The 20,872-nt window shown below is 68.2% G+C and carries 18 protein-coding genes; 11 read left to right on the top strand and 7 right to left on the bottom strand.

Translation table 11 applies throughout. The features are described 5' to 3' along the window. Nucleotides 1-45: 45 nt before the first annotated feature. The 4 genes from TL10_RS12300 to TL10_RS12285 all read right to left on the bottom strand — a co-directional run bounded on the left by TL10_RS12300 (nt 46) and on the right by TL10_RS12285 (nt 5,050). Nucleotides 46-2,232 (bottom strand): acyl-CoA dehydrogenase family protein, encoded by a 2,187-nt coding sequence (locus tag TL10_RS12300; RefSeq protein WP_043985879.1) that lies wholly within the window; start codon nt 2,230-2,232, stop codon nt 46-48. A gap of 93 nt (nt 2,233-2,325) precedes the next feature. Continuing rightward, nucleotides 2,326-3,309: a 2-hydroxyacid dehydrogenase gene (locus TL10_RS12295; RefSeq protein ID WP_231575457.1), complete on the bottom strand. Its 984-nt coding sequence runs from the start codon at nt 3,307-3,309 to the stop codon at nt 2,326-2,328. Continuing rightward, complete coding sequence (locus TL10_RS12290; RefSeq protein WP_043390003.1) at nt 3,285-4,424, bottom strand: alpha/beta hydrolase; 1,140 nt, start codon at nt 4,422-4,424, stop codon at nt 3,285-3,287. Before TL10_RS12290 ends, TL10_RS12295 begins: the two co-directional genes overlap by 25 nt. Further along, entirely contained in the window at nt 4,421-5,050 is a 630-nt protein-coding gene (locus TL10_RS12285; RefSeq protein ID WP_043985920.1) for a TetR/AcrR family transcriptional regulator, read from the bottom strand. The genes TL10_RS12290 and TL10_RS12285 overlap by 4 nt, the downstream gene beginning before the upstream one ends. A 95-nt stretch (nt 5,051-5,145) precedes the next feature. Here TL10_RS12285 and TL10_RS12280 point away from each other — a divergent pair, with 95 nt between their 5' ends. Together TL10_RS12280 and TL10_RS12275 are read left to right on the top strand one after the other, a co-directional pair. Continuing rightward, entirely contained in the window at nt 5,146-5,724 is a 579-nt protein-coding gene (locus tag TL10_RS12280) for a VOC family protein (RefSeq protein ID WP_043985878.1), read from the top strand. Nucleotides 5,725-5,763: 39 nt separating this feature from the next. Beyond that, the gene (locus TL10_RS12275) at nt 5,764-6,384 is read left to right on the top strand and encodes a nucleotidyltransferase domain-containing protein (protein ID WP_043985877.1); all 621 of its coding nucleotides are present in this window, start codon (nt 5,764-5,766) and stop codon (nt 6,382-6,384) included. Nucleotides 6,385-6,388: 4 nt separating this feature from the next. Here the strand turns inward: TL10_RS12275 and TL10_RS12270 are convergent, their stop codons facing one another. Genes TL10_RS12270 through TL10_RS12260 form a run of 3 tightly spaced genes read right to left on the bottom strand, consistent with a single transcriptional unit; the run spans nt 6,389 to nt 8,691 of the window. Further along, entirely contained in the window at nt 6,389-7,210 is an 822-nt protein-coding gene (locus TL10_RS12270) for an SAM-dependent methyltransferase (RefSeq protein ID WP_043985875.1), read from the bottom strand. A gap of 57 nt (nt 7,211-7,267) precedes the next feature. Continuing rightward, complete coding sequence (locus TL10_RS12265; RefSeq protein ID WP_043985874.1) at nt 7,268-8,077, bottom strand: helix-turn-helix domain-containing protein; 810 nt, start codon at nt 8,075-8,077, stop codon at nt 7,268-7,270. Then, complete coding sequence (locus tag TL10_RS12260; RefSeq protein WP_110789057.1) at nt 8,074-8,691, bottom strand: TetR/AcrR family transcriptional regulator; 618 nt, start codon at nt 8,689-8,691, stop codon at nt 8,074-8,076. Before TL10_RS12260 ends, TL10_RS12265 begins: the two co-directional genes overlap by 4 nt. Before the next feature lie 76 nt (nt 8,692-8,767). On the opposite strand from TL10_RS12260, the gene TL10_RS12255 reads away from it, so the two are divergent. The 9 genes from TL10_RS12255 to TL10_RS12215 all read left to right on the top strand — a co-directional run bounded on the left by TL10_RS12255 (nt 8,768) and on the right by TL10_RS12215 (nt 20,862). Beyond that, nucleotides 8,768-9,646, top strand: coding sequence for an oxygenase MpaB family protein (locus TL10_RS12255; protein ID WP_043985873.1), 879 nt, complete (start codon nt 8,768-8,770; stop codon nt 9,644-9,646). A 46-nt stretch (nt 9,647-9,692) separates the two neighbouring features. Further along, nucleotides 9,693-10,580 carry a class I SAM-dependent methyltransferase gene (locus TL10_RS12250; RefSeq protein WP_043985872.1) on the top strand — a complete coding sequence of 296 codons (888 nt, stop codon included), beginning with the start codon at nt 9,693-9,695 and terminating at the stop codon, nt 10,578-10,580. A gap of 343 nt (nt 10,581-10,923) precedes the next feature. Then, nucleotides 10,924-12,747, top strand: coding sequence for a type VII secretion AAA-ATPase EccA (gene eccA / locus TL10_RS12245; RefSeq protein ID WP_192830224.1), 1,824 nt, complete (start codon nt 10,924-10,926; stop codon nt 12,745-12,747). Further along, on the top strand, nt 12,744-14,327 hold the full coding sequence (gene eccB, locus TL10_RS12240; protein ID WP_043985870.1) for a type VII secretion protein EccB: 1,584 nt from the start codon (nt 12,744-12,746) through the stop codon (nt 14,325-14,327). The genes eccA and eccB overlap by 4 nt, the downstream gene beginning before the upstream one ends. After that, complete coding sequence (locus tag TL10_RS12235) at nt 14,324-18,313, top strand: type VII secretion protein EccC (protein ID WP_043985869.1); 3,990 nt, start codon at nt 14,324-14,326, stop codon at nt 18,311-18,313. Before eccB ends, TL10_RS12235 begins: the two co-directional genes overlap by 4 nt. Continuing rightward, nucleotides 18,313-18,621 carry a PE family protein gene (locus tag TL10_RS12230; protein ID WP_043390019.1) on the top strand — a complete coding sequence of 103 codons (309 nt, stop codon included), beginning with the start codon at nt 18,313-18,315 and terminating at the stop codon, nt 18,619-18,621. The genes TL10_RS12235 and TL10_RS12230 overlap by 1 nt, the downstream gene beginning before the upstream one ends. Nucleotide 18,622: 1 nt before the next feature. After that, nucleotides 18,623-20,176 carry a PPE family protein gene (locus TL10_RS12225; protein WP_043985868.1) on the top strand — a complete coding sequence of 518 codons (1,554 nt, stop codon included), beginning with the start codon at nt 18,623-18,625 and terminating at the stop codon, nt 20,174-20,176. 61 nt (nt 20,177-20,237) lie between these two features. Then, nucleotides 20,238-20,531, top strand: coding sequence for a WXG100 family type VII secretion target (locus tag TL10_RS12220; RefSeq protein WP_043390021.1), 294 nt, complete (start codon nt 20,238-20,240; stop codon nt 20,529-20,531). 43 nt (nt 20,532-20,574) lie between these two features. Continuing rightward, complete coding sequence (locus TL10_RS12215; RefSeq protein WP_043390023.1) at nt 20,575-20,862, top strand: WXG100 family type VII secretion target; 288 nt, start codon at nt 20,575-20,577, stop codon at nt 20,860-20,862. Nucleotides 20,863-20,872: the final 10 nt, after the last annotated feature.

Raw genomic sequence — 20,872 nt, 5'->3', positions numbered from 1 at the left:
TTCTGCTTCGAAATGGGGGTTTCCACGTGCGCTCGCGCGAAGCGGTTACGGGTCGCGAGGCAGGCCCAGCAGCCGTTCGGCGATGATGTTCAGCTGCACCTCGGAGGTGCCGCCGTAGATGGTCGTCGCGCGGCCGGCCAACAGGTACTCGTCCCACCGGCCCGAGGGCTGTTGCGGATCGCCGATGACCGCGTCGCTGCCGAATGACGCGACCCCGAACTCCGCGTAACCCTGACCGGTCTTCATGGACAGCAGCTTGGAGATCGCGGCGGCCGGCATCGGATCGCCACCGGCGAGGGTCAGCAGCGTCGACCGCATGTTGAGCAGTTTGGCCGCGTGGCCCTCGGCGATCAGCTTGCCGGCCTCGTGACGTTGCAGCTCGTCGAACTCGCCGCCGCGCAGGAACTCCACGAACTGTTCGAGACTGGCCAGAAAGGGCGGTTCGCTGCTGCCGATCGACACCCGCTCGTTGGTCAGGGTGTTCCGGCTGACCTCCCAGCCGCGGTTCACCTCGCCGAGCACCATGTCGTCGGGCACGAACACGTCGTCGATGAAGACGGTGTTGAACATCGCGTTGCCGGTGAGTTCGCGCAGCGGCTTGACCTCGACGCCCGGGCTTTTCATGTCGAGCAGGAAGTACGTGATGCCTTGATGCTTCGGTGCGTTCGGGTCGGTCCTGGCCAGCAGGGCGCCCCAGGCGGAGAACTGGGCTCCCGTCGTCCAGATCTTCTGGCCGGTGATGCGCCAGCCGCCGTCGACCTTGACGGCCTTGGTGGTCAGGCTGGCCAGATCACTGCCGGCGCCCGGCTCGGAGAACAGCTGGCACCAGATCATGTCGCCGCGGAACGTCGGCGGCAGGAAATCCTGCTGCTGCTTGCTGGTGCCGAACGCCACGATCGACGGGATGATCCAGGCCGCGATACCCATCTGGGGGCGCCGCACCTTTCCGGTGCTGAACTCCTGGGCAATGATGATCTGCTCGATCGGCGCGGCGGCCCGGCCCCACGGCGTGGGCAGGTGCGGTTGCACCCAACCGCCTTCGGCGATCGCGGTGTTGCGTTCCGGCCCGCTCGGAAGGGCTTTCAGCGCAGCCACTTCCGCGCGGATCTCGGCGCGCAGCTTCTCGGTGTCCGGATCGAGGTCGATGTCGATGGACCGCATGCCGGAGGTCGTGGCCAGGTCCACCACCTGCCGTGGGTGGTCGGCGGCGCGGCCGAACCCGGCGACCAGCGCGATGGCGTGCCGGTAGTAGACGTTGGTGTCGTGCTCCCAGGTGAAGCCGATGCCGCCGTGCACCTGGATGCAGTCCTGTGCGGTGTGCTGGGCGGCGACGGGCGCCAGGGTGGCGGCTACGGCGGCGGCGAACTGGTAGTCGGAGTCGGCGTCGCCCGATGCGTGCTCGTCGAGTGCGCGGGCGGCGTCCCAGACCGCACCGGTGGCGCGCTCGGTTTCGGCAATCATGTTGGCGCACTTGTGTTTGATGGCCTGGAACTGGCCGATCGGTCGGCCGAACTGTTCACGGATCTTCGCGTACTCGGCGGCGGTGTCGGTGGCCCAGCGCGCGACACCGACACATTCGGCCGACAGCAGTGTGGTGATCAGGGCCCGGGCATGCGCCGATGTCAGTCCGCTGAGCACCCGGTCGGCACCGACCGGGACGGCGTCTGCGCGCACCTGGGCCGCCGGGTGCAGTGGGTCTACGGTCTGGACCGGGTCGATCCGCAGCGTCGAGGTGTCGAGTACCACCCACTGAGCGCCGGCATCGACAGGGACGACCAGCAGTGCGGCTTGCGCCGCGGCGGGGACGGCGCGGATGTCACCGCTGACGACGAGTCCGTCGCCCTGGGTAGTGGCGGTCAGGCCTGAGTCCAAGGCGTATGCCGCGATGGTCTCGCCGGAGGCCAGGCCGGGCAGCAGGGGCGACTTGGGGTCGTGCGCAGCGATCAGGGCACTGGCAATGGCCGAGGGGACGAACGGTCCGGGGACGGCGCCGTAGCCGAACTCGGCCAGGGTGATCGCGAGCTCGAGGATGCCAAAGCCCTGTCCGCCAACGGCTTCTGACAGGTGTAGGCCCTGCAAGCCCTGGTCGGCGGCCGCGCCCCAGTAGGGCGGCGGGTTGCTGATCGGGGTCTCGAGGGCCTCGTGCAGCACCTCGGACGGCGCGACGCGCGCCACCAGGGATCGGACCGAATCGGCCAGATCGTTGTGCTCGGACATGATCGCGATGGGCATCGTTGCCTCCTGTGACCGGCTATGGGCGTGGTTCGGCGCACCCGACCAAATAACTGGTCGGTTGGTTTCGAGAGTAACCCACTTGACGGGTGTCTAGAGGTTGACTTCGTTGACTACGTTGGCCAGCTGGTGTCCAGCGGCGAGTCGCTCGCAGTTGGCGACGGCTTCTTCCAGATAGCGACGCATCGTGTCAGCGGTGTACCACGTGACGTGCGGGCTGACGACGACGTTGTCGAGCGTCAGCAGCGGATTGCCCGGATCGACGGGCTCAGTGGCGAAGACGTCGAGGCCGGCGGCCTGCAACGGCCCGCCGCGCAGGGCGGAGACCAGCGCGGCTTCGTCGATGACCGCGCCGCGTGACGTATTGACCAGGACCGCACCCGGTTTCATCCCCGCCAGTGCGTCGGCGTCGAGCAGTCCTTCGGTGTGCTCGGTGAGCGGCAGATGCAGCGAGACGACGTCGCTGGTGGCGAGCAGCTCAGCGAGCGTGCGCCAGCCGGGGTGGCCTTGTGCACCACGGGTATTGGTGTGCACGACGGTCGCGCCCATCGCGGTGACGATGGTTTCCACCCGCTTGGCGATGTTGCCGTAGCCGATCAGGCCGACGGTGCAGCTGCCGAGGTCGCGCACCGTCTCGCCGAGGGTCGGGTCGGTCGGCCAGCCATCGCCGGCGCGGGTGGCGCGGTCGAGTTCCGGGAGCCGCCGCAGTGCGGCCAGCATCAGCATCACCGCGCCCTCGGCGACCGAGGGGGCGTTGGCGCCGGGCATGTTGGCCACCGCGATACCGAGTCGCGTCGCCGCCTCGACGTCGATGGTGTTGACGCCCGCACCCATCTTGTGGACGAGCTTGAGCCGGCGGCCTTGTTTCAGGTCATCGGAGCTGACCGGCCGCAGGACGTGCCAGAGCACGTCGGCGACCGGAAGTTCCCGGTAGAACGTCGCGTCGTCGTCCGCCGCGCAGAATCGTACGTCGATCAGGTCGTGCAGTGGGCCAAGGAAATCGGTGACTCGCGGACCAGGGGTGAAGTGCGCCAGCACCCGAACGGGTGGCGTCACCGCCATCTCTTGGCGATCCATTTGGCGATGAGATCGGCCTGCTCACTGCGGGCACCTGGGGTGGTGAAGTAGTGGTCGGAGTCGATGGCGTGCAGTGTCTTGTCCGTGGTGGCCAGCGCATCGAAGATGCGTTGTGCGTCAGACGGATACACACCCGAATCCTGCTCGGCGTTGATCACCAGCGCGGGATTGTCGATGAGGGCCAGGTGTGGCTCGGCCCGGGTCTGGGCGTGCCGCAGGCTCCACATGGTCAGCCAGCTCCGCAGCGTGCAGGCGGCGGCGATGCCGTTGGCCGACCGGTTGGCCTGGACGGGGACGCCCGCGTAGCACTGATTGGCCGGGCGTTTGGTGGGTTCGAGGGTGGGATCGATCATGCGCAGGTCGGCCCAGGTCCGCATGACGGTGAACGGGCGGTCCCGGAATCCTGCGGCGCGGACGCGTGCGTACTCGGTTTCCACCCAGTCGGTGATCGCGTGGTTGCGGGCGACCTGCGCGTCGCGGTACCGCTGGACGAATTCGGGGGAGAAGGGTGGGCCGTTGTGCTCGGCGTACGGGTCGAGATCGGGATCGGTTGCCAGCGCGTCGGATTCGTCGGTCACCGAGCCGTCCATCCAATTGGTGAGTACGTCCGGTCGGCCGGGATGGGCGGCGCTGGAGATGTAGCCGTCGGCCGGCAGCAGGTCGAAGACGCCCGCGGCCGGGCGCATGCCGTCCAGCGGGGTGATGTGCGGGGACAGCGCCTGGGCCTGGTAGGCGGCCATCAGCGATCCGCCCCCTGAATTGCCCAGCAGAATAACGGTTTCCACGCCGGCCACCTCGCGTAGCCAGCGCACCCCGACACCGATGTCCACAAGCGCGTGATCGAGCAGGAAGCTCGACTCGTAGCCGCGGAATCGGGTGTTCCAGCCGAGGAACCCGATACCCCGGGTCGCCATGTAATCGGCGAGATAGTGCTCGGCGAAGTCGATCTGGTAGTGCGCGGCGATCATCGCCACCTTGGGCTTGCGGCCCATGCCCCGGTAGTAGATGCCCTGGCAGGGATGTCCACCGGACCCGGCGCGCAGCGCGGTCGGCGAATCCATCCCGATGAACTCTCGGGTGACTCCCGCGGCGGACGAACTTCCGGGTTTGTTCATGTACGCGGATTCCCCTCGTGGTAGATGGTCCGGTAGAAGATGTTGGCCAGGGTGGTGACGCAGGCGTCGTCGTCTGCGGTGGTGGCGCCATCGCCTGACAATTGGGTATAGCAGAACTGGTTCAACATCGATACCAGAGCCATCGCGACGAGGCGTGGTTCGTCGTCGGGGCAGAAGCCTTGTTGCTGAGCATGTTTGACCATCGCCATGATCAGCGAGATGGGCAGTTCGCAGATTTCCGCCCAGCACTGCGCGAAATCGTCGTTGACCATCGCCAGTTGGGAGATGCCGATGACCTCGGCCAACCGGTGCCGGTAGGTGTCCCAGTGCGCGGCGGCGGCCTGATGGGAGCGTTCCCAGTTGGTCAGCTCGGGACCGGTGCCGGCCAGCGCCCGGTCACGGGCCTCGTCGCGGAAGCGCTCAGCCCATTCGCGGACCATCGCTTCTTTTGAGTCGTAGTAGTTGTAGAACGACGCGGTGGACCGGCCGGCTTCGGCCGCGATGTCCGAAATGGTGGTCGCCAGAATGCCTTTGCGGGCGATGACGGCGCGGGCGGCGCTGTCGATGGCCGCCTGCGTCTGGCGGCCCCGCGCCGTGGGCAGCTGCTCGCGGGGCGCGACAGTCACGGTGGCGTCCTTTCGAAACGTCATTGATCAAACCTGAACCTGATGTTAGATTCAGATTCGGTGATTGACCAGACCCTGGCGTCAGGAGTGGCACGATGATCAAGCCGGACAACCGCAACACTGAATTCGAACTGGGCGGCATCAACCACGTCGCCCTGGTCTGTGCGGACATGGCGCGGACAGTCGACTTCTACTCGGGCGTGCTGGGTATGCCGCTGGTGAAGTCGGTCGACCTGCCGGGTGGCATGGGTCAGCACTTCTTCTTCGACGCCGGCAACGGGGACTGCGTGGCGTTCTTCTGGTTCACCCAGGCGCCCGACGGTGCGCCGGGCATCTCACAGCCGGCGGCGCTGCCCGGGATCGGGGAGTTCATGAGTGCCGTTGGTTCGTTGAACCACTTGGCCTTTCACGTGCCTGCCGAGAAATTCGACGAGTACCGGAAACGGCTCAAGGAAAAGGGTGTCCGGGTCGGCCCGGTGCTCAATCACGACGAGAGCCCCATGCAGGCGTCACCGACGGTGCATCCGGGCGTGTATGTGCGGTCGTTCTACTTCCAGGACCCCGACGGCATCACGTTGGAGTTCGCCTGCTGGACCAAGGAATTCACCTCGGCCGATACGGTGACCGAGCCGCGGACCGCGGCCGACCGGCGGCCCGCAGTGGCAGCGGTCTGACCGGGATACTGATACGGGGCCGGTGAAGGGCGGTGGTCGATGACCGGACGTCCGCTATCGGTCGAGGAATGCGACCGGCTCTGGCAGGCCTGGACGCCCGCCGAAGTTGCCGAACGACTCGCGGGTATCTCAACATGCTGGTACGTCGCTGCCGGGTGGGCGCTGGATCTGTTCGTCGGCGGGCTTGGACGCGAGCACGACGATCTCGAAATCGGTGTTCCGCGTGAACGATTCGCGGAGGTCGTAGCCGCGTTCCCCGGCTTCGAATGGGACGTCGTCGGGAACGGACACGCCTGGCCGTTCCCCGAAGAGGCGGACGACATGCATCAGACCTGGTTGCGCGAACCGGCGACCGGGCACTATCGCCTTGATGTGTTCCGCGAACCGCACCATGGCGACCAGTGGGTGTGCCGCCGCGACACCTCGATCACCCTGCCCTACAGCGAGCTGATTCTTCGGACCGACGACGGCATCCCGTATGTGATCCCTGAGGTCGTGCTCCTGTTCAAGGCGAAAGCGCCGCGGCCCAAAGACCAATCAGACTTCTTGCACGCACTCCCCATGATGGACCGTGCCCGGCGAACCCGACTGTCCGAATGGCTATCGCGGGTGCATCCGGGCCATCCGTGGCTGGAAGCACTCTCGAACCACAGGTATTGACAGGCTATTTCGTCGCCTCGACGAAGTAGCCACGTGGCACGCCGGGCACGTCCAAGGGGACGGCTGGTGCGAACCACCGGCCCCAGGCGTTGCCCGGCTCGGCCACATCGGTGACCACCGCCGACCAGCCGTGGCGCTCGGCGAGTTCGCCCGGTTGGTCGGTGCCGAACAGCCAGGGTGCGCCGTTGCGCGCCATCGACTGCCGCACCGCGGCCAACAGCTGCGCGTCCAGCAGGGTCTTGCCGACGATGTCGTACAGCAGCACCGAACCCGGCGTCGATAGCGCGTCGACCCGTGCGAATACCGTGCCGACCGCGGCTTCGTCGAGGTATTGCAGCAGCCCTTCGATCAACCACGCCGTCGGCTGGCGGGTGTCAAAGCCGTTGGAACGCAGGCTGTCTGTCCAATCGCCGGTGAGGTCGGCGCCGATGGCCACCCGCGTGCACGACGGCTGCTCGCCCTCGAGCGCCGCGGCCTTGGCGGCGATCACCTCGGGTTGGTCCAGTTCGTAGACCGTGGTGCCGGCGGGCCACGGCAGCCGGAACGCGCGGGCGTCCATGCCCGCGGCGAGAATGACGACCTGGCGGACCGACTGCGTGGCGCGGAGCAGGGCCTCGTCCCAGAACCGGGTGCGCACCACGATCTGGCGGGTCGGCCGGTCTCCGGCTTCGGCGACAGCCTCGGCGAGCAGCCGGTGGCCGGCCTCGCCTGCCAGGCGTTCGGCGAACGGATCGGTGAAAAGTCGGTCAGGACGGCGGGATTCGTCGGCGCGGATGGCGGCGACCAGCAGGCCGGTGTTCGCCACGGCCTTGGCTCCTTCGTGCATCCCACCATGGTGCCGGTCTGCCGAGCGCGACGCTTGGATATTTTTGCCGCGGCTCGATCAGCCCGGCAGCCCCACATGGCTCGGTAGCGCGCTGCGCCGTGATGCGTACTGCGTCGGGGTGACCGAGGTGAACCCGCGGAATTCGCGCACGAAGTGGGGCTGATCGAAGTACCCGAGCGTGGCCGCGACGTCGGCGCCGTCGCCGGTGCCGGCATCGAGCAGGCGCAGGGCGGATTGGAGCCGCCGCACGCGCAGATACGCCTTCGGGGTCAGGCCGATCTCGTGGCGGAACGTCGCGATCAATCGCTTGGGGGACAAACCAGTCAGCTCGGCTGCCTCGGAAACTCGAAGGGACGGTTGGTGTTCGGCGACGTGCAGCACGGGCATGAGCGTCAGGGGTGTCGGCCGCAGTCGGGCGAGCAGAAAATCTTCGATGATCTCGATGCGGCGCGGCCAGGCCGGTGTCGCGATCAGTCGCTCACGCAGCAGCGCGGCATCGGCGCCCCAGAGGTCGGTCAGGTTGACGCAGGAATTCTCCAGGTCCGCCAACGGAATTCCGAAGAACGGGAGTGCGCCGCCGGGGCGGAAGTGGATGGTCAGTACCGCTTCACCCGGGTCGATGCGGGTGACGTACGACAGGGTGCCCGGGCCGGTGAGGAACGCCGGTTCCGCCGGCATGCGGGTGGTCCCGTCGGCCGAGTAGAAGTCGACCCGCTCCCGCCCGCCGACGTCGATCACGACGGTGGCCGCGCCGCGGGGCAGGGCTCTGCTGCGGTCGGACACCTCGCCGTCGTGCGACCAGTAGCCGAAGAAGTCGATGTGCTGATTCAGCGGCGGCCGGGGTCGGCGCAGTCGTGGCCCGGTCACCGGCGGACGGCCCGCTTACCGAGCGTGTCGAGTAGCAGTGCCAGGTGATCGACCAATTCGTCTGGGCTGAAGGTGATTTCGCCGGCCAGCCAGGCGCTCAAGGTCTGCCCGACGCCGCCGACCGCGAAATGGGTACCGGCCCGGCGCCGATCCCCAGCGGGCAACTGCAGCGCGTCACCGGCGTATTGGCCGAGCAGCACAGCGAAGAAGACAGTCGACTCGCTGCGTTTGCGCGCCACCACTTCGTTGGACAGTTGGGTGCTGAACAGCAGTCGGCCGACCCGGGGGTCGTCGGCGATCGCGTGCACGATGTTGGCCATGCCCGCACGGCTCTGCTCGTCGGGTGGTGCGGCGGCCACCGCCGCCTGGGTCGTGGCAGCCAGGTCGGCGATGACGTGGTCGTACACCGCCTCGACGAAAACGTCCTTGTCGGTGAAGCTTTCGTAGAAGTAGCGCATCGCGACACCGGCGCCGCCGCAGATGGTTCGGACGGTGAGTTCCGGCGCCGGCGGCGCGGCGCCCAGAATCTCCAGTCCGGCGTCGATCAGCCGGGCCCGTCGTTGGGCCAGGCGTTCTGTCGCGTCGATCCCGCGGTACGGGCGTACCTGAGGCACCCCGCCATCTTGACACCCCACCGCGGCGCAGGCAATATCAGGAATCAATCGTTCTCACTTTTGCGAGGAGTGACCAATGACGGTCGATCTGGTCGAACTGCCGGTCAACGCGTGCGCGCCGGGCCGTCGGGTGCGTCGCAATGTCCAGTACGCCGACGGGTTGGTCGGCGCCGCGCTGCTGGCGGGCCCGGCCAACGTGATCATGCAGCTGGCCCGGCCGGGCGTCGGCTACGGCGTCGTGGAGAGCCGGGTCGAAAGCGGGCGGACCGACCTGCACCCGATCAAGCGGGCCCGCACCACCTTCACGTACCTGGCTGTCGCGATCCTCGGATCTGACGACCAGAAAGCGGCGTACCGCAGCGCGGTGAACACGGCGCACCGGCAGGTCTACTCGACCGAGGACAGCCCGGTGAAGTACAGCGCCATGGACAAGAACCTGCAGCTCTGGGTGGCAGCGTGCTTGTTCAAGGGCGCGCTGGACGTATATCGCCTAGTCGTCGGAGAGTTGGACGACGAAAGTGCCGAGGAGTTCTACCGGCAGGGCATGACGATGGGCACCACACTGCAGGTGACGCCGGAGATGTGGCCGGCCGACCGGGCCGCGTTCGACAAGTACTGGCAGGAGTCGCTGGACCAGGTCCACATCGACGACACGGTGCGGGACTACCTGTATCCGATTGCGGCGGTGCGGATGAAGGGGCTGCAACTCCCGGGGCCGCTGCAGCGCTGGTTCGAGGCGTTCTCGCTGCTGCTCACCACCGGCTTTCTGCCGCAACGCTTCCGCGACGAGATGCGGTTGCCGTGGGATGCCAAGCGGCAGAAGCGCTTCAACTCACTGATGAAACTGGTGAAGGTGGTCAACCGGGTGCTGCCCGGGCCGCTGCGGCGTTTCCCCTTCAACTGGATGTTGCGGGACCTGGACTGGCGCATTCGCACCGGGCGCCCGCTGGTCTGAGTCTGGTCTGAGTCGGCAGTCAGATTGTCGGCGTACCCTCGCGCGGGTGCGGACCGACAATGACACCTGGGATATCAACACGAGCGTCGGATCGACTGCGGTGATGGTCGCAGCGGCGCGGGCCTTGGAAGCGGCAAAGCCCAATCCGCTTGCGGTGGACCAATATGCCGAGGTGTTCACGCGCGCGGTCGGCGGTGTGTGGGCCGACGTGTTGGACGGCGAGGCCCCTGAGCATCCCTTGGCGACGTCCGAGTTCGGCGAACCGTTCATTGACTTCCAGGGCTCGCGGACCAAGTACTTCGACACCTATTTCCAGAGTGCCGCAGCCGCGGGCGTGCGCCAGATCGTGCTGCTGGCCGCGGGTCTGGACTCGCGTGCCTACCGGCTGGACTGGCCCGCCGGCACCACCATCTATGAACTGGATCAACCGCAGGTGCTCGAATTCAAGCGCGAGGTGCTGGCCGGCATCGGGCACGAACCGAAAGCCGAGCGCCGGGAGATCGCCGTAGACCTGCGCGACGACTGGCAGACGGCGCTGACGGACGCCGGCTTCGATCCCACGCAGCCTTCGGCATGGATCGCCGAGGGCTTGCTCATCTATCTGCCGGCCACCGCGCAGGACCAGCTGTTCGCCGGTATCGATGCGCTGGCAGCGCCCGGCAGTTGGGTGGCAGTCGAAGAGGGCAAGCCGATGCCGGCCGATGTGTTCGCGGCAAAGCGTGCGGCGTCGGACGAGATGGCAGACGGCTTTTTCAAGCTGATCTACAACGAGCAGATCGCGCCGGCGGCGGATTGGTTCGGCTCGCGGGGATGGCGCGCTGAGGCCACCGGGCTCGCCGACTACTTCCGCGCGGTCGGGCGTCCGGTGCCGACGAATCCGGAAGCGGCAACCATGATCGCCTCGAACAGCCTGGTCACTGCCGTTAAGGAGTGAGCGCCGTCACCTGCTCCGACGGAGGGGTACGTCTCGACAACTTAAGTTATGCAATGCTAACTTCGCAGGGTTAGCTTAGGCATACTTAAGGAGATATGCGGGGACTCTAATATCCCGCGAACACCACCATGGGCACTGACACATTTGCGGTATCCGCCGCGGTGCATTTCGAGCAAACCGCGCCCGCGCGGCACAGTGCCCGTCTCGCGGCCCGCCGGGAACCAATCCGTTCCGGGTGCCGACTCCTTCTTAGGACGGCCGCCGCATGAGTGGTGGAACGTCCTCTGGCGTGTCGATGACGGAAAGGACCCACGTGCGACCGAGCAACGCGGGCAGTAACACAGTGGTCGCCGATGGTGACGCCGCGCAGCGGGCATCACGCGTCGATCGCGACGTGCTGACCCGGTTCTCCAGCAGCTGTCTGGCGCTCGGCCTGAGTGTCGACGGTCGCCGTCGCCCGGCCGACCTCGACGCCGCCCTGGGTGGTTTCCTGACTTTGACGCGCATCGCCGGCGAGCATTGCGATGCCTGGACCGGCTTGGCTGCCGCGGGTGCGGCAACGCCCGACGTGATCGAGGCGATCTGGCGCACGGTGTCCTCGGCAGGCGTGCTGCAGCGGGCCCTCGACCTCGCTGACGGCGACCTCGGCTTCAGCTATGACAGCGGCCTGTACCTGCAGTTCCGGGCGACCGACCGCGACGGCTTCCAGCTGGCCTATGCCGCAACGCTCTCCGGCGCCGGCGCCTACGAAGAGGCCGATCAGCTGGTGGGCGACCTGCTCGACCGCAAGCCGGGCTGGCTGCCGGCCCGCTGGGTGCGGGTGGCGATGTATCACCGCACCCGCCGCTGGTCGGACGTCGTCCGGCAACTGACCCCCATCGTGAGCGACCCGAACCTGGACGCGTCCTACGCGCATGCCGCGCGGGTGGCGCTGGGTATTGCGTTGGCGCACTTGGGCATGTTCGCGCCGGCGCTGTCGCACCTGGAAGACCCGGAGGGGCCGGTCGCGGTCGCCGTGGTCGACGGCACCTTCGTCAAGGCGCTGTCCCTGCGCGCGCAGGGTGAGGACGACGAGGCCACCGATGTGCTGGCCGAGCTGTACGCCGCGCACCCGGACAACACCGCTGCCGAACATGCGCTGACCGACACCAGTTTCGGCATCGACCCGACCACTGCGGCCCGCATCGAGGCCCGGCACAACCCGTGGGATCCCGAGACCGAGCCGACCGAGGCCGACTTCGTCGACCCGGATGCCAAGTCGCGCAAGGCGCACCTGCTGGTCGAGGCGGAGGCCGAGCTGGCCGAGTTCATCGGCCTGGAAGAGGTCAAGTACCAGGTGGCCCGGCTGAAAAGCTCTGTGGCCATGTCGATTCGGCGCCAGGAGCGGGGCCTGACCGTTGCCCAGCGCACCAACCACCTGGTGTTCGCCGGGCCTCCCGGAACCGGTAAGACCACCATCGCCCGCGTGGTCGCCAAGATCTACTGCGGTCTGGGCCTGCTGCGCAAAGAGACTGTGCGCGAGGTGCATCGTGCCGACCTGATCGGCCAGCACATCGGTGAAACCGAGGCCAAGACCAACGCCGTCATCGACAGTGCGCTCGACGGCGTGCTGTTCCTCGACGAGGCGTACGCGCTGGTGTCCACCGGTGCCAAGAACGACTTCGGCCTGGTCGCCATCGACACCTTGCTGGCACGCATGGAGAACGACCGCAACCGGCTGGTCGTGATCATTGCCGGCTACCGCAAGGACCTGGACATGTTCCTGGATACCAACGAAGGTCTGCGGTCGCGCTTCACGCGGAGCATCGACTTCCCGTCCTACTCGGCCACTGAACTCACCGAGATCGCCATGCGCATGGCCGAAAAGCGGGACAGCGTCTTCGAACCCGAGGCGCAGACCGAGATGGAGCAGCTGTTCGCACACCTCGCGACGGCGACCACGCCCGACGCGGCAGGTGTCGCGCGCCGCAGCCTCGACATCGCGGGCAACGGCCGTTTTGTACGAAATCTGGTGGAGCGCTCCGAAGAAGAACGTGAGTACCGGCTGGATCACCTGGCCGCGCACGACTTCACCGACGACGAACTCATGACGATCACCGCGGGTGACGTCGGCAACTCGGCCGCGCCGCTGCTGCGTGGTCTCGGACTGGTGGTGCCCGCACAGTGAGTGACGACCGAAAGACCTTCAGTTCCCGTACTCCGGTGAACGACAACCCGGAGCAGGTCGAGTACCGCCGCGGCTTCGTCACCCGGCACCAGGTGTCCGGTTGGCGATTCCTCATGCGGCGCATCGCATCTGGCGTCGCCATGCATGACACCCGGATGCTGGTCGACCCGTTGCGGACCCAGAGCCGCTCCGTTCTGGTCGGTGGGCTGGTGCTCGTCACCGCACTGGCAGGCTGCTTCGTCTTCTCCCTGATCCGGCCCGCCGGTGTCGCGGGTAATGACGTGATCCTGGCCGACCGGGAAACCTCCGCGCTGTACGTCCGGGTGGGTGACCAATTGCACCCGGTGCTGAACCTGACCTCGGCCCGGCTCATCGCCGGACGGCCGGACAACCCGACCACGGTGCCGAGCGCCGAACTGGACAAGTTCGCCCGTGGCAGCCTCATCGGCATTCCGGGTGCGCCGGAACGCATGGTGCCCAACACTTCTCGCGATGCCGACTGGACCGTCTGCGATGCGGCCACCGGTGACGTCGTGGGCGTCACCCTGATCACGGGTCCGCTGGCCGACGGCGCCTCCCGCGCCGCCGCACTGGGCGCAAATGACGCTGTGCTGGTTCGCAATGATGGCGTCGGTTCCGCCGGGGTCAACGGCGGCAGCTGGCTGTTGTGGAACGGCAAGCGCAGTGCGGTCGACCTGAACAACCGCGCGGTGACGGCGGCACTCGGCCTGGGCGCCAACGGAACTGCACTGCCCGCGCCGCGCGCCATCGCCGACGGCCTGTTCAACGCGATCCCGGAATCGGCCCCGCTGGCTGCCCCGGCGATCCTCAACGCCGGCCAGCCGACGCCGTACCCACTGCCGGTCGCCGCACCCGTCGGCGCGGTGGTCACCGCCATCACGACCGGAGCCGGCTCGGACAACGCGGGCAACGCGCTCCAGTACTACGCGGTCCTCGATGATGGCCTGCAACCGATTTCACAGGTCGTCGCGGCGATTCTGCGCAACACCGACTCATACGGTCTGGAGCAGCCGCCGCGGCTGTCCGCCGACCAGGTCGCCCGCATCCCGGTCTCCACCGCGATCAACACCGCGGCGTACCCGGAGCGCCCGCTCTCCGTCGTCGACGTCACCAAGGCGCCACTGACCTGCGCCCGCTGGACCAAACACGATGGCGCCACGACCAATTCGCTCACCCTGCTGTCCGGAGCGATGTTGCCGCTGCCCGCCGACGAGCACCCCGTCGCGTTGGCCGGCCCCGCCGGCACCGCGCAGCGCGTGGCGGTGGCCCCGGGCACCGGCTACTTCGTCCAGGCCACCGGACAAGCCGGCACCCCGGCGCTGTCCGGCTACTGGATCAGCGACACCGGCGTCCGCTACGGCATCTCCACCGAAGGCGACGCCACCAACGCAAATCGCAAAACCCCTGCCGCGCTGGGGCTTACCGCGTCACCGCTGCCGGTGCCGTGGTCGATCCTCAGCCAGTTCGCGCCCGGCCCGACGTTGTCGCGGAGTGACGCGTTGCAGCTTCCGGCACTGGTTCGCCCAGCTGTCGACACCGTTTTGAGGGAGAACCCGTGAGCCGTCTGATCTTCGAAGCGCGGCGCCGGCTGCCCGTCCCGGCGACCCGCGCGAGCGTCATCACCATCGAGCCGCCGCCCGAGCTGCCGCGCCTGGTGCCGCCGTCGCTGCTGCGCCGCGTACTGCCCTACCTGATCGTCATCCTGATCGTCGGCATGGTCGTGGCTCTGGTGGCCACCGGCATGCGCGTCATCTCGCCGCAGACGCTGTTCTTCCCGTTCGTGCTCCTGTTGGCCGCCACCGCCTTCTACCGCGGTTCGGACAACAAGACCCGGACCGAAGAGGTCGACGCCGAGCGCGCCGACTACCTGCGTTACCTGTCGGTGGTACGGGACAACGTCCGGGCCCAGGCGGCCGAGCAGCGCGCGGCGCGCGAATGGTCCCACCCCGCACCCGAGCAGCTGGCCGCCGTCGCGGGCACCCGACGCCAGTGGGAGCGCGACCCGCACGACGCCGACTACCTGGTGGTGCGCGCCGGGCTGCATGACGCGCGCCTGGAGACGGTGCTGCAGGTCAAGGACACCGCGGCCGAGATCGATCTGGAGCCGGTGTCGCACAGCGCATTGCGCGGATTGCTCGACGTCCAGCGGACGGTCCCCGCGGTTCCCGGTGGTATCGACCTGACCAAGGTTTCGCGGATCACCGTGCTCGGCGATGCCGACGAGGTGCGGAGCGCGTTGCGCGCCTGGATCGCGCAAGCGGTGACCTGGCACGACCCTGCCCTGCTGGGGGTGGGCCTGGCGGCCGCAGATGCCGAGGCTCTCGAATCGGAGTCCTGGTCCTGGCTGAAGTGGCTGCCGCACAGCGACATTCCCGGGCAGATCGACGGTGTCGGCCCGGCGCGCTACCTGGCCGCCGGCGTTCCCGAACTCGCAGGCATGCTGTCCGATGAACTCGCGGACCGGCAGCCGTTCGGCGGCGCCGACATCGCGCCGCTGCGGCACCTGCTGATCGTCGTGGACGACCCGGACGCTGACTTGGGAGAGCTCCTGCCGCGGGCCGGACTGGCCGGCGTCACCGTGGTGCAGCGCGGCATGGAACAGCCGGAGTACGCGGACCCCGACCGGCCGGTGCTGCGGGTGGCCGACGGCCGCATCGAGCGGTGGGCGGCAGCCGGCTGGCAGTCGTACTTCGATGCCGCCGACGGCTTTTCGCCGCGGGCCGCCGCGCACCTGGCGCGCAGTCTCGCGCGCTGGGACTCCAACCCGAACCGGGCCCGGAGCACCGGTGCCGGACTGACCACCTTCGGCACCCTGCTGGGGATTCCCGATGCGGCCGCACTGGATGTCGCGGGCCTCTGGGCGCCGCGCACGCGGGCCGACGAGCTGCGGGTGCCCATCGGCGTCACGGCCACCGGTGAACCGTTGATGTTCGACCTGAAGGACGAGGCCGAAGGCGGCATGGGCCCGCACGGTCTGATGATCGGTATGACGGGCTCCGGCAAGTCGCAGACCCTCATGTCGATCCTGTTGTCGCTGTTGACGACTCACTCGGCCGAACGCCTGATCGTCATCTACGCCGACTTCAAGGGCGAGGCCGGCGCCGACATCTTCCGGGATTTCCCGCAGGTGGTCGCCGTCATCTCGAACATGGCCGAGAAGCGGTCGCTGGCCGACCGGTTCGCGGACACCCTGCGCGGTGAGGTGGCGCGGCGTGAGCAGCTGCTGATGGAGGCCGGCCGCCGCGTGCAGGGCAGTGCCTTCAACTCGGTGCTCGAATATGAGGCGGCGCAGGCGGCTGGGCACGACCTGCCCCCGATCCCGACGCTGCTGGTGGTCGCCGACGAGTTCTCGCTGATGCTCGCCGACCATCCCGAGTACGCCGAGCTGTTCGATTACGTTGCCCGCAAGGGCCGTTCGTTCCGCATCCACATCCTGTTCGCGTCCCAGACGCTGGACGTGGGCCGGATCAAGGACATCGACAAGAACACCTCGTACCGCATCGGTCTGAAGGTCGCGAGCCCGTCGATCAGCCGGCAGATCATCGGTGTCGAGGACGCCTACCACATCGAGGCCGGTCCGGAACACAAGGGCGAGGGCTTCCTGGTCCCCACCCCCGGCGCCGTGCCGGTCAAGTTCCGCAGCACCTACGTGGACGGTATCTACGACCCGCCGCGGGTCGAGAAAGCCGTTGTGGTGCATGCGGTTCCGCAGCCACAGCTGTTCCCGGCAGGCCACGTCACCCCGGCTCCCGACACGGTGATCGTCACCGACACGGCTCCGGATCTGCGTGCGCCGCGCAAGCTGGTCGCGACCGTCGGCGAGCAGCTGGCCCAGTACGGTCCGCGGGCGCCGCGGCTGTGGCTGGCCCCGCTGGACCAGCCGATCGCGCTGCCGGAGCTGTTGGCCGGCACCGAGATTCCCGCGGGACATGGCCGCTGGCCCCTTGGCGAGATCGACCGTCCGTTCCAGATGCGTCGCGACCCACTGGTTTTCGACGCCAGCTCGGCGGCCGCCAACCTGGTCATCCACGGTGGGCCGAAGTCCGGGAAATCGACGGCACTGCAGACGTTCATCCTGTCCGCGGCCGCGACGCACTCGCCGCGCGCTGTCACGTTCTACTGCCTGGACTACGGCGGCGGCGGGCTGCGCTCGCTCAAGCCACTGGCCCATGTCGGCAGCGTCGCGTCGCCGCTGGAGCCCGAACGCATCCGTCGCACCTTCGGTGAACTCGAACAGCTGCTCGCGTCCCGCCAGGCCCGTGCCGCCGCCGGTGACGGTGACCTGCGCGATGACGGCTACGGCGACGTGTTCCTGGTGATCGACAACCTGTATGCGTTCAGCCGGGACAACACCGACACGTTCAACACCCGTAACCCGTTGCTGTCCAAGGTGACCGAATTGGTCAACACCGGCATGGCCTACGGCATCCACGTGGTGCTCACGACGCCGAACTGGCTCGAGGTGCCGCTGGCGATGCGCGACGGGCTGGGTCTGCGGCTCGAGCTCAAGCTGGCCGACTCGCGCGACAGCAATGTGCGGTCGCCAGGTACCCCCGGGGTGGCGGCCCTGTCCCGCCCCGCCGACGGTGTCCCCGCCGACCAGCCGGGCCGCGGCCTGACCATGGCAGCCGAGCACTTCCTGTTCGCCGAACCGGATCTCGGTGCGATCGCTGCCATCAACGCCCACTACCCGGGGCAGACGGCGCCGCCCGTGCGTCTGCTGCCGACGGACCTGGCGCCGGAAACCCTTGCACCGCTGTACCGGAACCCCGAGTCGGTGGTGATCGGTCAGCGCGAGCAGGACCTGGCACCGGTTGCGGTCGACTTCTCGGCCAACCCGCTGCTGATGGTGCTGGGCGATGCCAAGTCCGGCAAGACCACGTTGCTGCGGCATCTGATCCGCACCATCCGGGAGAACTCGACGCCGGAGTCGGTGGCGTTCACCGTGATCGACCGCAGGCTGCATCTGGTGGACGAGCCGTTGTTCGCGGACAACGAGTACACCCCCAACGTCGACCGGGTCACCCCGGCGATGCTCGGACTGGCTGCGCTGCTCGAAAAGCGCAGGCCCCCAGCGGGTCTGTCGTCCGCGGAGCTGAGTGGGTGGACCTACCGGAACGGGCAGGGCAACCACCTGCACTACCTGATCATCGACGACGTCGACCAGATCCCGGATGCACCCGCGGTCAGCGGTCCGTTCGTCGGCCAGCGGCCCTGGACGGTACTGCTGGGGCTGCTGGCCCAGGCCGCCGAACTGGGGCTGCGGGTGATCGTCACCGCCCGGGCCGCCGGCTCGGCCCACGCGGTGATGACTGCCCCGCTGTTGCGCAGGCTCAACGAGCTGCAGGCCACCACCGTCATGCTGTCCGGCAACCCGCAGGACAGTGGCCGAATCCGCGGCCACCGGTTCAACCGCCTGCCCGCCGGTCGCGCCATGGTGGTCGGCGACAGCGATGAAGCCACGTATGTCCAGCTGATCAATCCGCTGGTGGCAGACCCGATTACGGGCCGACCCACCGGACCACAACGAGGGGAGTTCCACTGATGACCTTGCGCGTTGTTCCCGAAGGACTGACGGCAGCGGGGGCGGCCGTCGAAGCACTGACCGCCCGCCTGGCCGCCGCCCATGCCGCGGCCGCTCCGGCGGTCACCGCGGTGATCCCGCCCGCCGCGGACCCCGTGTCGCTGCAGACGGCGATCGGGCTGAGCGCCCACGGCGCCGAGCACGAGGCCGTCGCGTCGCAGGGCGTCACCGAACTCGGCCGTGCCGGCGGCGGTGTCACCGAGGCGGGCATCAGCTACGCGACGGGCGATGCCGAAGCCGCCGCCACCTACGTGACGGTGCTGGGCTGACATGACCGCCCCTGTCTGGATGGCGCTGCCGCCCGAAGTCCATTCGACGCTGCTGTCCAGTGGACCCGGTCCGGGTTCGCTGCTGGCCGCGGCGGCTGCCTGGCAGTCGCTCAGCACCGAATATGCCTCGGCCGCAGCTGAACTCACCGCGCTATTGGGTGAGGTCCAGGCGGGAGCATGGGAGGGGCCGAGCGCCGAGCAGTACATCGCCTCCCATGCGCCGTACCTGACCTGGCTGGCCCAGGCCAGCGCCAACAGTGCCGCCAGCGCGGTGCAGCACGAGACGGCCGCCGCGGCCTACAGCACCGCCTTGGCCGCGATGCCGTCGCTGCCCGAACTGGCCCTCAACCACGTGGTGAACGCGGCGCTGGTCGCCACGAACTTCTTCGGTATCAACATGATTCCGATCGCGCTCAACGAAGCCGACTACGCCCGGATGTGGCTGCAGGCCGCGACGGTGATGGGCACCTATCAGGCAGTGTCGGGTGCCGCGGTGGCGGCGGCCCCGGCGACCACGCCGGCCCCGATGATGCTGGCGGCCGGCGTCGGCGAGGCCGGTACCGCTACGGCGAGTGCCACGCAGGCGGGCGCGCAGTTGCAGGCGGCCGATGCGGGCACGTCGTTGAACGCGTCGAACGCGATCACCGATTACCTGTACAACTACATCAAGACGCTGCCGGGCGGCGACCTGATCTGGAAGTTCCTGCAGGACCCGCTGGGCCAGATCCAGCAGATGATCTTCGGCTTCCTGACCAACCCGTCGCAAGCGCTGACCACTTGGGGGCCACTGCTTTTCGCGCTGGGCTATCAGGCGTTCTTCCAGCCGGTCGGCTGGGGTTCCTGGGGTTTGATGCTGTCCGCACCGCTGTGGGGGCCGGCTCTGATTGCGGTCGGTCTGTCCAGCCTCGGGTTGTTGACGCTGTTGGAACCCGACTATGTGCCGGATCCCGAAGTCGCCGATGCGTTCCCGCCGCCGCCGCAGCTGCAGATTGCCGACCGTCAGATGCCGGTGGTCAGCGTCGCCCCGACGGTGCCGGCCACGCCCGCCTCCCCGGCGAGCGCGCCTGCGCCCGCACCGGCTTCGGCGGCGGCTCCCGCGCCGGCGGCCCCGGCGCCGATGATGGCCTACGCGGTGGCTGTCGACGACCCGGGTCCCGGATTCACCCCGACCGTGCGGGACGGCGCCACCGCGCCGGCCCCGGCGTCCGGCATCGCGGCCGCAGCCGCGGCGGCTGCCGCTGCCGCCGCGACCGAGCGGCGGCGCGCCCGTCGCCGTCGCGCGGCGAAAGAGCGTGGTGTCCGCGACGAGTTCATGGACATGAACTCGGAAGTCGATCCGGACTTCGGCGATGACGCTGGAGCGGACAGGGCCCCACGCACCGAAGTTCTGGCCTCCGCCCGCGGTGCCGGACCGATCGGCTTCACCGGCACGGTGAACCGCCAAGACCAGCAGGCGACAGGCCTGAACCGCCTGACCGGCAACGGTTTCGGCGGTGGCGTCACCGACCCCATGCTGCCCGGCAGCTGGGGCTCGGAAGGCGGTGCCAACCGCTGAACCTGCAGACCAGAAGACCTGACCACCAAAACAATCCGGACGTACCCCGAGAGGAATCACAATGAGCATGCTCGACGCACACATCCCCCAGCTGGTCGCTTCCGAGTCGGCCTTCTCGGCCAAGGCCGCGCTGATGCGCAGCACCATCGCCCAGGCCGAACAGGCCGCGCAGTCGGCGCAGGGCTTCCACCAGGGTGACTCGGCAGTCGCGTTCCAGGCCGCACACGTGCGCTTCATGGAAGTTGCGGCCAAGGTCAACGCCCTGCTCGACATCGCGCAGGCCAACCTGGGCGACGCGGCAGGCACCTACGTCGCGCAGGACACCGCCGCGGCCGGCACGTACACGTCCGTCTAACCGCCGCAACGCCGACCCCGACAATCAGGAGCGAGGAAATCCCATGTCCCAGATCATGTACAACTACCCGGCGATGCTGGCCCACGCCGGTGAGATGACCGCCTACTCGGGTGCCCTGCACGCCGTCGGGCTCGACATCGCCAGCGAGCAGGCCGCCCTGGCCGGCGCCTGGCAGGGTGACACCGGAACCAGCTACCAGGCGTGGCAGGCCCAGTGGAACACCGCGATGGAAGAACTCGTCCACGCGTACCGCGCGATGGCGACCACCCACGAGACCAACACGCTGTCGATGAGCGCACGCGACAGCGCCGAAGGCGCCAAGTGGGTTTAAGTCCAACGGT

The organism is Mycolicibacterium llatzerense, assembly GCF_000878195.1.
Taxonomy (GTDB): domain Bacteria; phylum Actinomycetota; class Actinomycetes; order Mycobacteriales; family Mycobacteriaceae; genus Mycobacterium; species Mycobacterium llatzerense.
This window is presented reverse-complemented; position numbering and strand designations above follow the sequence as displayed.

Coding starts and splice junctions, on each gene's coding strand:
- TL10_RS12275 (WP_043985877.1), top strand. CDS start 5,764: ATGACCGGACGTCCGCTATCGGTCGAGGAATGCGACCGGCTCTGGCAG.
- TL10_RS12215 (WP_043390023.1), top strand. CDS start 20,575: ATGTCCCAGATCATGTACAACTACCCGGCGATGCTGGCCCACGCCGGT.
- TL10_RS12300 (WP_043985879.1), bottom strand. CDS start 2,232: ATGCCCATCGCGATCATGTCCGAGCACAACGATCTGGCCGATTCGGTC.
- TL10_RS12290 (WP_043390003.1), bottom strand. CDS start 4,424: ATGAACAAACCCGGAAGTTCGTCCGCCGCGGGAGTCACCCGAGAGTTC.
- TL10_RS12280 (WP_043985878.1), top strand. CDS start 5,146: ATGATCAAGCCGGACAACCGCAACACTGAATTCGAACTGGGCGGCATC.
- TL10_RS12225 (WP_043985868.1), top strand. CDS start 18,623: ATGACCGCCCCTGTCTGGATGGCGCTGCCGCCCGAAGTCCATTCGACG.
- TL10_RS12255 (WP_043985873.1), top strand. CDS start 8,768: ATGACGGTCGATCTGGTCGAACTGCCGGTCAACGCGTGCGCGCCGGGC.
- TL10_RS12295 (WP_231575457.1), bottom strand. CDS start 3,309: ATGGATCGCCAAGAGATGGCGGTGACGCCACCCGTTCGGGTGCTGGCG.
- TL10_RS12220 (WP_043390021.1), top strand. CDS start 20,238: ATGAGCATGCTCGACGCACACATCCCCCAGCTGGTCGCTTCCGAGTCG.
- TL10_RS12270 (WP_043985875.1), bottom strand. CDS start 7,210: ATGCACGAAGGAGCCAAGGCCGTGGCGAACACCGGCCTGCTGGTCGCC.
- TL10_RS12230 (WP_043390019.1), top strand. CDS start 18,313: ATGACCTTGCGCGTTGTTCCCGAAGGACTGACGGCAGCGGGGGCGGCC.